Source organism: Paenibacillus residui (assembly GCF_042677205.1).
Lineage (GTDB): Bacteria > Bacillota > Bacilli > Paenibacillales > NBRC-103111 > Paenibacillus_L > Paenibacillus_L residui.
In genome coordinates, this window is sequence record NZ_JBHTIU010000074.1 from 81492 (window position 1) to 95847 (window position 14356).

The following is a 14356-nucleotide window of genomic DNA, read 5'->3' on the forward strand; positions in this document are numbered from 1 at the left end:
GGGACGATTCTAATCGCGGTACCACCCTGGTTATTGCCTTGCGGACATGATCGTCCCCATGCAATCTCCTCTAGTGAGATGTAACGGGTCTCCCCGGTGGTGTTTATCCACACTCCGAAAACAGCATCCGTCATTCTTCATCCCGGAGGTTCTCGCAGCCTGTCCTTCGACAGGAACCTCTTCTCTGAGGGAGGGCTATGACTTCTTGGAATTCATCCTCGCTTTATCCGCTATTTAACTATTACTTATGCCCCAAATTATAGCGGTTATTCCGTGCCCATGTCAACATTTGTCATGGCCCGGTCTCTTCGATCCGTATGCGTCCATTCCCTGCCGGTTCTTATTGGCATAGATCCTAACCGGTAGGCTTGCGGTGAACATAATAAATGAAAATATGCTGAACGATCACCTTCATGACCGCGAAGAACGGCACGGCCAGAATGAGCCCGATAATTCCCGCCAGCTCTCCCCCTACCAGCAGTGCAAAAATAATCGTTAGCGGATGCATATGCAGGGTCCGCCCAACCACTTGGGGTGAGACTACATTTCCCTCCAAAATTTGAACGAGAGTGTTTACGATAATGACATACAACACCATTTTCCAGGAAACGGTAGCCGCCATAATGATGGCCGGGGCAGCTCCGAAGAACGGCCCCAGATAAGGAATAATATTGAATATACTGACCAGACTGGCCATAAGCAAAGGATAGGGCATATCGATCAGCCAGTAGCCGATATAGGCCAGCAGCCCTACAATTACACAAACAATAAACTGCCCGCGAATATAATTGCCCAATGCTTGGTCAATATCACGTAGCAGCTTGACCGTTGGCTTCCGGTATGATTTGGGAACGATGGTGATGACTCCTCTTTCGATTAATTTAAAGTCCTTCAATATATAGAATGCGATGAACGGAACGATAAAAGCTATAAACAGCGTATTTATCGTGCTGCCGATCCGGTCTATGTAATCCGAAATAGCGGTTGAAATCCCCTTCTCCCATCGCTCTATCGAATTATAAATTCCTTCGCGGATACTGTCGGGCAACAGCGGGTGATCGTTTAAAGTGATCATCAGACTTTCCGCCTGCATCGTCATCTGTGGAATATGCTCGTTTAACTCCGCCAATTGGGTCACAAAGACCGGAATCAAATTAAGCATAATGACGCTGAGCGAAGTGATGAACACCGCATAAATCAACAGAACCGCTACCGTCCGCGGAACCTTCCTCTGATTAAGCAGCGTGACGATCGGGTTCAGAACATAAGAAATAATCAAGGCAATAATAAAAGGGGCCAAAATAGTGCTAATCAGTCTATATCCCCAAACAATAATAGGCCGGACCAATATAAGCATATACAGAATCAACAATCCGGCAAGCACGAACAAAAAAAATCCGAACCATTTATTTTTGTAAAAAGGCTCCACCCGTTCTCACCCCGTTTCATCCGTTTCTCCAAAAACGGACTAGCTCCTACAATAGTATATGTAGCAGTCAGGCAATTTAACCCGGGTAGAGAGCTTAAACCCTGCCATGCAAAAGCATCCGGCTTTTCAGGAAACAGAAACCTCGGTTCCGTTTCGTAAAAAACCGGATGCATGATACGGCTCAGCAAACAAAATTAATTAGCATGAATTTCTTGCGGAGCAGGCTCTTCAAAAAACAAATCATCCAAAGAACTAAGTGTACCGTCTTCTTCCACCTGATATACGGACATCTTGTCTCCATTCACCGTCAGCTCAATGAAGCAGCCCCAGCAATAGAACTGGTGCGAACCGATTTTCCCTATATCCTTGGAGTTGCAATTAGGACATCGCAGCATCTCTTTCACCCTATTCCTCGTATAAAATATCTTCCAACGAATCTTTACAGCTTACAGGGACCATGATAACATCTTGTCCCATCGTTGCTTGCTCAGGAGCGGGCAGCCATTTGCGGCCGTCCTTGACATCGGCCAGGAAGCCTTCCGATAATTCAAATCCTATTATTCTTTTATCCATATTTTGAGAAAAATAAACATCCTCCACCCGTCCCAATTGCTGCCCGTTAACCGTCAGAAGAGGCAAGCCCATAATTTGCCCCGATCCCGTGAGCAGAACCCATGCTCCGGTGATGTCCTCCTCCGAGCGGATCACAGCTTCATCAGTCACGGTAACGGCGTCTTCCCCGAAAGAGTTGATATCTTCCCATAAGATGAACCTTGGGCTCGAGAACCAGGACTTGTTATCGAGCAGGATCGCCTGCACCTGCCATTCGGAATCGATCCATAAATCCTTAACGGATCCAAGCTGTTTTCCGGTCCGCACATCAATAACGGGCAGACCCAGCATATCTTTAGCTCTGCGCAAAAGACTTGTCTCTCCTTTCGACCGATCAAATTGCCAAATTCAATAATAAGGCTGCATGTCCTTACAAAATTGTTTGTCAATTGGGCCATGCTTATTCTGACCGTGCAAAAAGAGGACAAACCCGGGTATAGAGCTGCCCCAAGGCGGTGCTTCAATCATCACTCTAAACGGCTGAAGGCCGACCTTGGGACGTATGTCAGGTTCAAGGCTAACTGTTATTATTACGGATTCTGTTAACGATGGTTGCAGTTATGGAGGCGGCCCGTTCGATGTCTTCGATTGTGTTGCCGGGCCCGAAGCTGAAACGAACTGCCGATTGGGTAACCGGAGAGGGAAGCTTCATCGCTTGCAGGACATGGGAGATCTCCAGAGCTCCCGAATTGCAGGCGGAACCGCTGGCCGCAGCGATCCCTTCCAAATCGAGGTTCATTAGAAGGGTTTCGGTCGAAACTCCCGGGAAACTGACATTGAGAATATGAGGCAGTGTCAAGTTCGGATGGCCATTAACAATAAAGCCATCGGAACCAAGTTCTCTGGTCAAGCCTTCGATCATTGTTCGGCGGAATGCCGTCATCTGCGCCTGCTTCTGCTCCAGGGCCGAGACGGCTCTGACTGCCGCTGCGGCGAAGCCGACAGCTCCCGCAACATTTTCGGTTCCCGCGCGGCGTTTACGTTCCTGCAGCCCTCCATAGGATTGGGGAGCGAGCCGCACTCGGGGAGAACAGTATAATCCTCCGATGCCTTTGGGGCCTTCGATTTTGTGTGCGGAGAAGCTGACCAAATCTACGGGAAGCTCCGAAAGATTAAGCTTTTCCAGTCCGAGCGCCTGGACGGCATCGGTATGGAACACTATTCCATGCTGCCGGGCTATTTCGCCAATCTCGCGGATCGGCTGCAGCGTACCCACCTCGTTATTTCCGTACATGACACTGATCAATGCGGTGTCGGGTCTTATCGAACGTTCAACGTCCTCCACGCGCACTCTTCCCGTTGCATCAACCGGAAGGTAGGTCACTTCGCAGCCATGCTGTTCCAAATGCCGGCAGGCATGAAGTACGGCATGATGCTCTATCTCGCTCGAGATGATATGACGCTTGCCCTTCGCGGCTGCTACAGTGCCGAGGACAGCCAAATTATCGCTCTCTGTCCCTCCGCTCGTCCATATCCATTGGTTGGCTTCACAGCCTAGCATCGAAGCGATCCTTTCTCTCGCATCGTTCAAGGCCCAATGGGCTTCACGCCCGAAGGAGTGGACACTGGAGGCATTCCCGAATATATCCGTCAAATATGGCATCATAGCTTCCAGCACTTCGGGATGCAAGGGGGTCGTGGCTGCATGATCGAGATAAATACGTTTCATCGTCTTCTCCTAAACATGGGATGTGTTCTCTCTGCGAGTCATGTGGAATACGGGGCGCTGCCAGGCTCGGAGCCGGGGAGCAGCTATCCAAATGTTGGATGAAGAGGCCAAGGAGTATGTTATAACACCGGATTCGGGCAAATCTCATGGACCGCCGGGCCAAACATCGGCAGTCGACGGCAAGGCACTAAATGTAGAACATATAGCTGTCGCTCCTGCCCTCGTCTTTAAAAGTTATCAGGGATGCCAAGGTAGTGGAATCCAATACCTCCGCAATACTGTCACGGATGCGAATCCATAGGTCTCGCTTGGCCGGATCGTCTTCCTCGGTGAAATCAACGGGACTGATCGGGCCTTCAAGAACACGAATAATGTCTCCCGAAGTAATCTCCTCGGCAGGCTTGGATAAGATATAACCGCCGTAAGCTCCGCGCACGCTCTTAACCAGACCGGCGTTGCGCAGGGGAGCTATCAGTTGTTCCAAATAATGCTCCGATAATTGATGCTTCTCTGCAATGCTTTTTAAGGAAGTGGGGCCTTCACCGTAACGATTGGCCAATTCCATCATAATAGTCAGCCCGTAGCGTCCTTTAGTCGAGATCTTCAAATCAGCACCTCATTTGTATCGTATTGCGACTTGTAATTCAAGGCGAATTATTGTTATCAAGCTTAACCAAAATAAAGACAATTCATGCTAAAATGGATGGCAAAAGTCGGATAAAAACCGATATGACCGCCATCTTTCTGTAGATCTTGAGTATCATATTCTACATTAACTATATGTTAACACAGAATTGCTTCTACGGGAATGAAAACCATGACTTTTTCATGAAAATTATAAAGGTTCTTATTTTCACAATAGCGGTTATCAGGCTAAAATGTGTTACAATAATACAGCAGTCAGTAAAACAAAGCGAGGGATTAAATCAATGGACAAGCCGATTGAAAAGACGAGAGTCGTCCTTGGAATGTCTGGAGGAGTCGACTCATCAGTAGCCGCCCTTCTTCTGAAGGAGCAGGGGTACGAAGTGATCGGCATCTTCATGAAAAACTGGGACGATACCGACGAATTCGGGTATTGTACGGCGGAAGAGGACGCCGAAGACGTGCGCAAAGTATGCGCCCAAATCGGCATACCTTGCTATACCGTTAATTTCGAGAAGCAATATTACGATAAAGTGTTTTCTTATTTCCTGGATGAATACCGCAAAGGGAGAACCCCTAATCCGGATGTTATGTGTAACCGGGAAATCAAGTTTGGCGAGTTTTTACAGAAAGCGTTGGAACTCGGAGCCGATTATATCGCTACCGGGCATTATGCTCGGGTCGATTTCCATGAAGGAAAATATCGTCTCCTCCGCGGCCTTGATGCCAACAAGGATCAAACCTACTTCCTCAACGCGTTGAACCAGTATCAGCTATCCAAAGCGATGTTTCCAATCGGACATTTGCCTAAACCGAAAGTCAGGGAGTTGGCCGCAGCGGCAGGACTCGCCACCGCCAAGAAGAAGGATAGCACGGGGGTTTGCTTTATTGGAGAAAGAAATTTCAAGGAATTTCTGAGTCATTACCTGCCGGCCCAATCCGGAGATATCCTTACGCTGGACGGGGAATACAAAGGTAAGCATGACGGGCTCATGTACTATACCCTCGGCCAACGCCAGGGCCTGGGGATTGGCGGGTCCGGCACCGGGGAACCGTGGTTTGTCGCGGACAAGGATCTGAACCGCAATATTCTGTACGTCGTTCAGGGCGACACTCACCCGCGGCTATACTCCACCGCGCTTGAAGCTACGGATGTGAGCTGGATCGATGGCCAGCCGCCTGTAGGAACGCTCCGCTGCACCGCCAAATTCCGCTACCGGCAGCAGGATCAGGGGGTAAGAGTAAGCATGACGGGAGAAGGCACCTGCCGGGTCGAATTCGACCAGCCGCAGAAAGCCGTTACCCCCGGACAAGCCGTAGTATTCTATGACGGAGAGCTATGCTTGGGCGGCGGCATTATCGACCGCACGGAACGGATGGATGAACCGGAAACGGATCTCGTTTAGGGCTGATGGCCTGATTTTATGCCAGACAAGGATAAAAGGCTATCGCCGCCCTTTGGACAGGTGCGTTTACCGGTGAAATATTAAGAAGGTATAAGGTGAAACTTATACCTTCTTAAACAAAAAGCAGCGGATTCGGTGCTTCACCGTTTCCGCTGCTTTTTTTATTGAACTTATTTCTCCTTGTTTCCGTTTTGTTCGCGTTGCTCGTGGTGTTTCGAATGATTAGGCGGGGTCCCGGATTCCGTCTGACCCGAAATCTCTGCCTTCCACTCAGGCCCCCCGCTTTCTTCTTGTCGATCTTCCGGGGCGGTCCCGTCTGGAGAAGGAGAAGCCTCCGATGCCGAATGAGTCCCCTTACTGCCTCCGGCCTCGCTTTCGTCCGCTTTCCTTGAAGGACGTTCTCCTTCCGGTTCCGCAAAATCATCCTCTTCCCCGGGCTTCATGGCGATAAACAGATTTTTGACATCTTCTGTTTTAGCCTTGGACACCAGTACGTATAGTATATCTCCTCCGCATAACCGGGTAGTTCCCCTTGGAGTGATCATCTTCTCCCCGCGGATCACCGCCGTTATCAAAGTATCCTCCGGCAGGGCCAGGTTCCGGATTTCCGAACCGACGACATTCGCCTGGTCTTCGATTTGCACCTCGATAATTTCCGTATTCGTCTTACCGATCGAGACCAGTTCCAAGCTGTGGGGGGCAGTCGGCTTCTTGTCTCCCGTCAGGCCGAGCCAATTGGCCAAGGGAGTAATGGTCCAGCCCTGGATAAGGGCGGAGGTCAATACGATGAAGAATACCATATTAAAATATAAATACCCGTTTTCCATCCCGGCCAGCAGCGGATAAGTCGCCAGTACAATCGGCACCGCTCCCCGGAGTCCGCACCAGGAAATCAATATTTTTTCCTTAAAGGAGAACTTCATGAATATCATGCTGAGGAAAACACCGACCGGTCTCGCTACGAACATCAATAGAGCGGATAAGGCCAAGCCCTGCCATGCAATGCCGATCAACTCCGACGGAAAGACAAGAAGTCCCATCAGAATAAACATGGATATCTGCATCATCCAGGCGAAGCCTTCATTAAACCGGAAAATCGAGTGGCGGTAGGTCAAATCCGAATTTCCGACCAGAACTCCCATCACGTATACCGCAAGAAGCCCGCTTCCGTTGATCAAATCCGTCGTGCTGTAAGTAAATATAGCGAAGGCAACGGACAAGACCGGATATAATCCGGAGGAATCCAAATTAATTTTGTTGATGCACCAAACGGCAACCTTCCCCAGCAGCAGCCCCATGAGCAAGCCTACGCCCATCTGCCAGAACAAATTGACCAGCAGAATCCAGAAATTGGAGTCCGGCGATTGATAAAGCTGAATAAGCGATACGGTAAGAAATACCGCCATCGGATCGTTCGTGCCCGACTCTGCCTCCAGTGTTGAGGACAGCTTCTGTTTGATGTTGCGAGTGCCGAGGGCGGCAAAAACGGCAGCCGCATCCGTAGATCCGACAATAGCTCCAAGCAGCATTCCTTCGATCAAATCCAAATCGAGAATCAGAATGGCGAAAGCGCCGAAGACGATCGTTGTTAAGAAGACGCCGAAGGTGGCCAATGACAAGGAAGGGACCAGCACCCTGCGCATATTGCTCCACTTCGTTTGGAGCCCTCCCTCGAACAGGATCACGATCAGGGCCAGAACTCCGAATAGCTGAGTAACCGCGGCATTATCAAAGTAAATAAACTTATTGATGACCATTCCGACGACAAAGAACAAAACCAGCGAAGGCAGCCCGAATCGTGCGGAAAATTTGGTAGTGATGACCCCTATTAGTAACAGGATGGCAACCAGTAAAATCGCATTGTCTGTCGATAACAAATGAATATCACCTTCTCGCTAGCATCTCGTTCCCGTTTAACGGTCTTTCCTGATTGTTTACCAAGAACGGCAAAAATATTGTCATCGTTAAAGTACTTTTATGTACGCCTTGTTTTCCCTATGTTTGTATGACAAGGCGCGGCTCCCCCTTAGAATGATGCGCCGACCTTATTTTGCCCCACTCTTTATTATAAGCTTACTTGGGCGGATTGTCATTGTTACCGGCCCAAAAAAAAGCAAAAAAACCTAAAAAACATCCTTTTCAAAGGAATGTCTTTCGGTTTTTTCGTTTTTCTGGTTTATCCTCATTTTTTCTTCCATTCCCTGTTCGTCGGCTATAAAAAATGGCTGCTCTTTGAGTGCGTCGGGAAAATGCTGTCGTTGCACATAATGATTAGGTTCTTTTACAAGGCATAGCCCACCACTTCATTCAGATCTAAAAGTCGATTGTATTTTAGACCCTTAATTTCTCCTTATGATTAACGACTTTTGACTAATAACTCGATTGCCTCTTGAACAAGTTTACCGCCCAGTGTTTCTTGGAAATGAAAAATGCCCCCGCAAGGAGGCATTACTTTCTGTTTTCTTTGTCGTAATATCGAGCATAAATTTTTGATTCGGTTCCTGAATTTTGCGGGAAGTAAAACTTTTCGTTCTGAATTTCAGGCGGCAAGTACTGCATTTTGGAGTTGGGATTATCAATCGGGTTTATATAGCTTCTAGAGCCGTCTCTGATGTTTTCCGGAACAGGATAAGCACGATGATTTCTAACCGTCTGAAATGCGCTTGCAAGCCCTTTATAAACACTATTGGACTTAGGACTCTCCGTAATGTAAACCGTGGCGTGAGCAAGCGCTAAACGTCCCTCGGGCATCCCGACAAATTCAACCGCTTGCTGCGCCGCTATCGCTATTTGTAAAGCATTTGGATTTGCCATTCCGACGTCTTCTGATGCATGAACAACAAGTCTTCGGGCAATGTATAACGGATCTACACCAGAGTCCAGCATACGGGCAAGCCAATAAAGAGCCGAATCCGTTTGGGAACCGCGCAAGGATTTGCAAAAAGCAGATACAATATCATAAAAATCCGTAGTTGTTATGGAATTCACTCTGGAATCGTATGCCTCACGAATATGCTGTAGTTCAATAAGATTTCCTTCGTAAAGGGAGTAAGCAGCCATTTCCAGTGCATTAAAAGCGCTCCGCACATCCCCATTACACACATCGGCCAAATACTCCAAAGCTTCGTCCGTAATCTCAAATTTGTTTTCCAAACCTCTATTGCTTTTCAGCGCACGAACAATGATTTCTTTCAAATCATTGTGGTCTAATGCCTTTAAGGTAAAAGTACGGCATCTGGAAACCAGCGGCGGAATTAAATCGTGAGCAATGGATTCGGTGGTCAGTCCGATCAGAATGATAGTCCCGTCTTCTACATGTGGAAGCAATGCCATTTGAACATTACTTTTCATAGCGTGAATTTCATCTATCATTACAATGGTTTTTTGACCGTACATTTTTAAATTGTCTTTAGCGGTACTTATGGCTTCACGAAGTTCTGCAACGGTTAAGGAAACCGCATTTAAACGTACGAAATTGGCTTTTGTGGACTGAGAGATAATATAAGCAAGACTTGTCTTACCGCTACTTGGAGGACCCTGTAAAATCATACTTGTGATTTTGTCGGTTTCAATAATCTTCCGCAGGACTTTACCTGGCGCTAAGATATGGGACTGACCAAAATATTCATCAAGCGTCTGAGGGCGCATACGTTCGGCAAGTGGCTGGTGGTCTGTTGTTGGATTTAGGTCAAATAAGTCCAATGTGATTTCACCCTTACAGTTAAAAATAATTTCGAGCGCACATTATGGCGCTGCTTGGCGAAAGCCTACGGCCCTCGCTTGGTGGTAGATCGTCATAGCTTATGAGTCCATTCACAATCGGCGCCGGAAAGGCGAACTATGCGTTGCATAGTGAAAGCCTACGTCCCTCGTGTGGTGCTATGCATACTGGCCTTTGCACAAAAGAAGCAAAAGTGCATCCTTCTTCACTGGAATCGCCTGTTGTATGGGCAATGCCTGCAAAAATACATGAAATTCAGTTCATGACAGGCATTTTCTTCAATTTGAAGCTCAAAAGCATGTATTTTCGCAGCAATTTTTGCCAACGAACCAGCAACCTGTTCAAAAGATGCAAAGTTGCAGGTTTTCCTACCAAAAGCTGTCTCGACCAAGGATAAACGGCTGTCACCGCCTTTTGGACAGGCGCACCGATGAAATATAAGAACAGGGATAAGGTCAAACTTATACGCTTATATGTTGAAAAAAGAACATGCCGCCGGTTACCGGTCGACATGCTCTATTATACCATATATTTTGCCGGTGACCGTCCCTGTCCCCCCGGCTCGGACCCAAAATTATTGGGGCATTAATCGGGCCCAACGAGCCGAGCGGCCAAGCCCGGTGAGAGGGGCGCTTTAACTTCAGCAGAAAGCGTCGCTCTCCCCCTCCTGCAGCAATCTTAAAGACCGGCTGACTTAAGCAGATCACGCACCGCCACGCTTACCATAATTAATCCCGCCACCGGCGGAACGAACGCGTTGCTGGCCGGCGGCTGTTTAGCTTTGCGGATTTCGGGCGCATTCTCCGGTACGATCTGCTTCGTAACATCTTCCCTCGGCCTTACCGGTTCTTCGGTGGAGAAGACCACCTTAACCCCCTTGGTAATCCCTTCTTTCCTCAGCTTCTGGCGAATGACCCGGGCCATCGGGTCCATCGTTGTCTTCGAGATGTCCGCCACCTGAAAGCGGGTCGGATCCATTTTGTTCGCCGCTCCCATACTGGAAATAAGCGGAATTTTACGCTGCAGGCACTGCTTGATCAGATGAATCTTATAGCTGATCGTATCGGAAGCGTCAATGACATAATCTAGCGGATACTCGAACAGCTTCTCGTATGTTTCCTCAGTGTAGAACATCTGCAGCGCTACGGCATCGCAATCCGGATTGATATCCCGGATTCTTTCCTTCATCAGCTCCGTCTTCTGACGGCCGACGGTCGACAGCAGCGCATGCAGCTGCCGGTTGACATTCGTTATATCGACAACATCCTTGTCGATCATAACGATGCGGCCAACGCCGGTGCGGGCCAAGGCTTCTACCGCGAAAGAGCCGACGCCGCCGACGCCGAGCACAGCTACGGTGCTTCTTTTCATCACGTCCAGCCCTTCCGGGCCAATGGCGAGCTCCGTCCTCGAAAATTGATTCAGCATTGCTTTTCCTCCTTTTGACAGGCTTAATCAGACAGTTTTATTGGGAGGAGGAAGGCTGCTTCACCGCAACTCGAATGGAGAGCTGCTCCAATTGCTGGCTGTCCACCTCGCCGGGAGCGTCCATCAGCAGACAAGTGGCGCTTGCCGTCTTAGGGAATGCAATCGTTTCGCGAAGATTGGAGCGTCCGGCCAACAGCATAACCAGACGGTCCAGCCCGAATGCAATTCCTCCGTGCGGTGGAGTACCGTACTCAAAGGCCTCCAGCAAATAGCCGAACTTATCCCAAGCCTCTTCCTTGGAAAAGCCGAGAGCAGCGAACATTTTCTCTTGGATATCGCGCTTGTAGATCCTCATTGATCCGCCGCCTACTTCGTATCCGTTCAAGACCAGGTCATAGGCCTGTGCCCGAATTTTGCCCGGATCGGTATCGAAGTAATGAATATCCTCTTCCTTCGGCCGTGTGAACGGGTGATGCTCAGCGACATAGCGCTTCTCTTCTTCGTCGTAGCCAAGCAATGGGAAATCGACGATCCAGGCAAATTTGAACTGGCTCTCATCAATGAGCCCCAAATCCTTGCCCAGCTTCAGGCGCAGATTGCCGAGCACATCCGCAACCACCTTAGGCTTATCTGCCGAGAATACGAGCAGGTCTCCTTCTTCCACCTGCAGACGCTCGGTGAGGGCCGCTTTCTCTTCCTCGGTAAAAAATTTAACGATCGGTCCTTTCCAGTCGCCGTCCTTCACCTGAATCCAGGCAAGCCCTTTGCCACCGTAACGTGCGGCGAACGGCTGCAGATCGTCCAGCTCTTTACGGCTCCAGGAGGCGCACCCTTTGGCATTCAGCGCCTTGACCTGACCGCCGTTGCCGACCACCGTCGAGAACACTTTGACGCCGCTGCCCGCCACAATATCGGACACCTCGACCAGCTCCAGGCCGAAGCGCAGGTCCGGCTTGTCGGAACCGTATTTGCCCATAGCATCGGCATAAGTCAATCTTTGGAACGGACGCGGAATGTCTACTCCGATCGTTTCCTTAAACAGCTTCGCCATCAGCTCCTCCATCATCTCCTGAAGCTGCTCCGGAGACAGGAAGGAAGTCTCGATGTCCACCTGGGTAAATTCCGGCTGGCGGTCCGCGCGCAGATCTTCATCCCGGAAGCATCGCGCGATTTGATAATAGCGCTCCAGCCCCCCGACCATCAGCAGCTGCTTGAAAATCTGCGGAGATTGGGGCAAGGCGAAAAATTCTCCCGGATGTACGCGGCTCGGCACGAGATAGTCGCGCGCACCTTCCGGCGTGCTTCTTGTTAAGATCGGCGTTTCCACTTCGACGAATTCCTTCTCGTCCAGGAAATCGCGGAAAATTTTGGCCGCTTTGGAGCGCAGCATGAGCGTCCGCTGCATTTCCGGGCGGCGCAGGTCGAGATAACGATATTTCAAGCGCAGCGCCTCGTCGATTTCGATACCATCCTCGATGAAGAACGGAGGATTCTTGGCCGCGTTTAAAATTTCAATCTCCGACACCTGAACCTCGATTTCACCGGTAGCCAGGTTCGCGTTCTTCGTCTCTTCCGCCCGTTCGACCACCTTGCCGCGAACGGCCAGAACATACTCGTTGCGCGCCCGGTCTGCGATCTCCAGCGCTTCTCCGGAAAAGTCCGGGTTGAACACGATCTGCACAATACCTGTCCGGTCACGAAGGTCGATGAACAATACCCCGCCCAGGTCCCGTCTTCTTTGGACCCATCCGTTTAATTGAACGGTCTCTCCTACGTGAGCTTTGCCAAGCTGACCACAATGATGCGTTTTTAACATGGACATATCTTTCTTTCCTCCTCTAAAAGTATGGGGATTTCATCGTTCTTCTCTTCACTCGAAACCTAAATGTATTCCTGTTTATCGCAGCCAAACTATGCGAATTTTTAACCGAGGGCCGATTTCAGGAAGGACAGCAGCTCGCCAAGCGGTACGGACTGCTGTTCCCCCGTAGCCATTTCCTTCAACGCTATGACGCCCTGCTCCAGCTCATCCTCGCCCAGAATCGCCACATAGCGGGCCTGCGAGCGATCTGCCGCCTTCAACTGCGCCTTCATCTTCCGCTGCAAATAATCCTTCTCGGCAGCTATCCCGGCCGAACGAAGCTCGAACAACAGCTTCACCGCTTCACGCTCCGCCCGGTCTCCCATCGGCACCAGATAAACGTCGATCGGCTGTGCGCCGGGAACGTCCGCCTGCTGGGATTCCAGTACGAGCAGAGTTCTCTCAAGGCCTAGCCCGAGGCCGACACCCGGCTGATCCTGACCGCCTATCTCTCCGACGAGCCCGTTATAGCGTCCGCCCCCGCCGATCGTATCGATGGCTCCGATGCCTTCCGCCTTATACTCGAAAGCGGTGTGAGTATAGTAATCGAGGCCGCGGACAAGCCGCGGGTTGATCCGATACGGAATATTCATGGCGGACAGGCTCTGCTTGACGGCCTCAAAGTGTGCCGCGCATTCCTCGTCCAGGTGATCGATCAGCTCGGGAGCCCCGGCGAACCGATGCTGGTCGACTTTGCAGTCCAGCACGCGAAGGGGATTCTTCTCCATCCGGTTCTGGCAGTCTTTACACAGCTCGCTGCGCATCGGCTCAAGGAAGTTCAGGAGCGTCTGACGGAACCGGGCCCGAATTTCCGGGGTACCCACGGAATTGATCTCAACCGTCACGTCGCGAATGCCAACTTCCTTGTAGAAGCTGTAGCCCAGCGCGATGACCTCCGCATCCAGAGCAGGATCGGTCGAGCCGAACGCTTCCACGCCGAACTGGTGGAGCTGGCGGTAACGACCCGCCTGCGGCTGCTCGTAGCGGAACATCGGCCCGATATAATACAGCTTGGTAACGTCCGGTTCCGCGTAGAGCTTGTTCTCCGCGTAGGCTCTCACAACGCCCGCCGTCCCTTCGGGCCGAAGCGCTATATGACGGCCGCCTTTGTCGAGGAAAGTATACATCTCCTTCTCCACGATATCGGTCGTCTCGCCAACGCCGCGCTGAAACAGCTCCGTATGCTCGAAAATCGGCGTGCGGATTTCTTTATAATGATAGCGGCGACACAAATCTCTTGCTTTCGCTTCGATGTACTGCCACTTTTCCACAATGCCGGGCAGCAAATCCTGTGTGCCTTTCGGCTTCTGAAAACTCATTTCGCTTCCTCCTTCTGCATTTCATATAGAGACTCGGGCAGTGCGGATCGGGACACATCGGGCATTCCGCAAGGATAAACGGCTATCGCCGTCCTTAGGACGGGCGCGTTTACCGATGAAATATAAGAACAGGTATAGATGAAAACTTATACTTTCTTATATTTACAAAAAATCCCCCGTCTCCGGCCATAACAGCCAGGGACGAGGGATTATATACAAATCACCCGTGGTACCACCCACATTCGGGGCATTCTTCCCTTACCGTC

Annotated in this window: 11 protein-coding genes; 1 reads left to right on the forward strand and 10 read right to left on the reverse strand. The window is 50.2% G+C overall.

The features are described 5' to 3' along the window. Positions 1 to 355: 355 nt before the first annotated feature. The 5 genes from ACFQ03_RS18640 to cymR all read right to left on the reverse strand — a co-directional run bounded on the left by ACFQ03_RS18640 (position 356) and on the right by cymR (position 4317). The gene (locus tag ACFQ03_RS18640; RefSeq protein ID WP_186328325.1) at positions 356 to 1429 is read right to left on the reverse strand and encodes an AI-2E family transporter; all 1074 of its coding nucleotides are present in this window, start codon (positions 1427 to 1429) and stop codon (positions 356 to 358) included. Positions 1430 to 1623: 194 nt separating this feature from the next. Continuing rightward, a complete protein-coding gene (locus ACFQ03_RS18645; RefSeq protein ID WP_144936112.1) occupies positions 1624 to 1824 on the reverse strand; it encodes a hypothetical protein in 201 nt (66 codons plus the stop codon). 10 nt (positions 1825 to 1834) lie between these two features. After that, positions 1835 to 2350, reverse strand: a complete 516-nt coding sequence (locus ACFQ03_RS18650) for a PRC-barrel domain-containing protein (RefSeq protein WP_379290079.1) — start codon at positions 2348 to 2350, stop codon at positions 1835 to 1837. 208 nt (positions 2351 to 2558) lie between these two features. Further along, positions 2559 to 3710 carry a cysteine desulfurase family protein gene (locus ACFQ03_RS18655; RefSeq protein WP_144936080.1) on the reverse strand — a complete coding sequence of 384 codons (1152 nt, stop codon included), beginning with the start codon at positions 3708 to 3710 and terminating at the stop codon, positions 2559 to 2561. Between the two features lie 187 nt (positions 3711 to 3897). Further along, the gene (cymR, locus tag ACFQ03_RS18660) at positions 3898 to 4317 is read right to left on the reverse strand and encodes a cysteine metabolism transcriptional regulator CymR (protein ID WP_144936077.1); all 420 of its coding nucleotides are present in this window, start codon (positions 4315 to 4317) and stop codon (positions 3898 to 3900) included. A 271-nt stretch (positions 4318 to 4588) separates the two neighbouring features. Between cymR and mnmA the strand changes: the two genes are divergently transcribed. Further along, positions 4589 to 5761, forward strand: a complete 1173-nt coding sequence (gene mnmA / locus ACFQ03_RS18665) for a tRNA 2-thiouridine(34) synthase MnmA (RefSeq protein WP_144936074.1) — start codon at positions 4589 to 4591, stop codon at positions 5759 to 5761. A 170-nt stretch (positions 5762 to 5931) separates the two neighbouring features. Here mnmA and ACFQ03_RS18670 read toward each other — a convergent pair whose 3' ends face one another. From ACFQ03_RS18670 to hisS, 5 genes are all read right to left on the reverse strand, one after another. After that, positions 5932 to 7638: a potassium/proton antiporter gene (locus ACFQ03_RS18670; protein WP_144936072.1), complete on the reverse strand. Its 1707-nt coding sequence runs from the start codon at positions 7636 to 7638 to the stop codon at positions 5932 to 5934. Positions 7639 to 8209: 571 nt separating this feature from the next. Continuing rightward, the gene (locus ACFQ03_RS18675; protein WP_144936069.1) at positions 8210 to 9463 is read right to left on the reverse strand and encodes a replication-associated recombination protein A; all 1254 of its coding nucleotides are present in this window, start codon (positions 9461 to 9463) and stop codon (positions 8210 to 8212) included. A gap of 697 nt (positions 9464 to 10160) precedes the next feature. Next, positions 10161 to 10910 carry a tRNA threonylcarbamoyladenosine dehydratase gene (locus ACFQ03_RS18680; RefSeq protein ID WP_144936066.1) on the reverse strand — a complete coding sequence of 250 codons (750 nt, stop codon included), beginning with the start codon at positions 10908 to 10910 and terminating at the stop codon, positions 10161 to 10163. 37 nt (positions 10911 to 10947) lie between these two features. After that, on the reverse strand, positions 10948 to 12726 hold the full coding sequence (aspS, locus tag ACFQ03_RS18685; protein WP_186328327.1) for an aspartate--tRNA ligase: 1779 nt from the start codon (positions 12724 to 12726) through the stop codon (positions 10948 to 10950). A 107-nt stretch (positions 12727 to 12833) separates the two neighbouring features. After that, a complete protein-coding gene (gene hisS, locus ACFQ03_RS18690; RefSeq protein WP_379290083.1) occupies positions 12834 to 14090 on the reverse strand; it encodes a histidine--tRNA ligase in 1257 nt (418 codons plus the stop codon). Positions 14091 to 14356: the final 266 nt, after the last annotated feature.

Bases quoted from the DNA above. Each gene is read 5' to 3' on its own strand.
- ACFQ03_RS18645 (WP_144936112.1), bottom strand. From the start codon at position 1,824: ATGCTGCGATGTCCTAATTGCAACTCCAAGGATATAGGGAAAATCGGT.
- ACFQ03_RS18655 (WP_144936080.1), bottom strand. From the start codon at position 3,710: ATGAAACGTATTTATCTCGATCATGCAGCCACGACCCCCTTGCATCCC.
- mnmA (WP_144936074.1), top strand. From the start codon at position 4,589: ATGTGTTACAATAATACAGCAGTCAGTAAAACAAAGCGAGGGATTAAA.
- ACFQ03_RS18680 (WP_144936066.1), bottom strand. From the start codon at position 10,910: ATGCTGAATCAATTTTCGAGGACGGAGCTCGCCATTGGCCCGGAAGGG.
- aspS (WP_186328327.1), bottom strand. From the start codon at position 12,726: ATGTTAAAAACGCATCATTGTGGTCAGCTTGGCAAAGCTCACGTAGGA.
- hisS (WP_379290083.1), bottom strand. From the start codon at position 14,090: ATGAGTTTTCAGAAGCCGAAAGGCACACAGGATTTGCTGCCCGGCATT.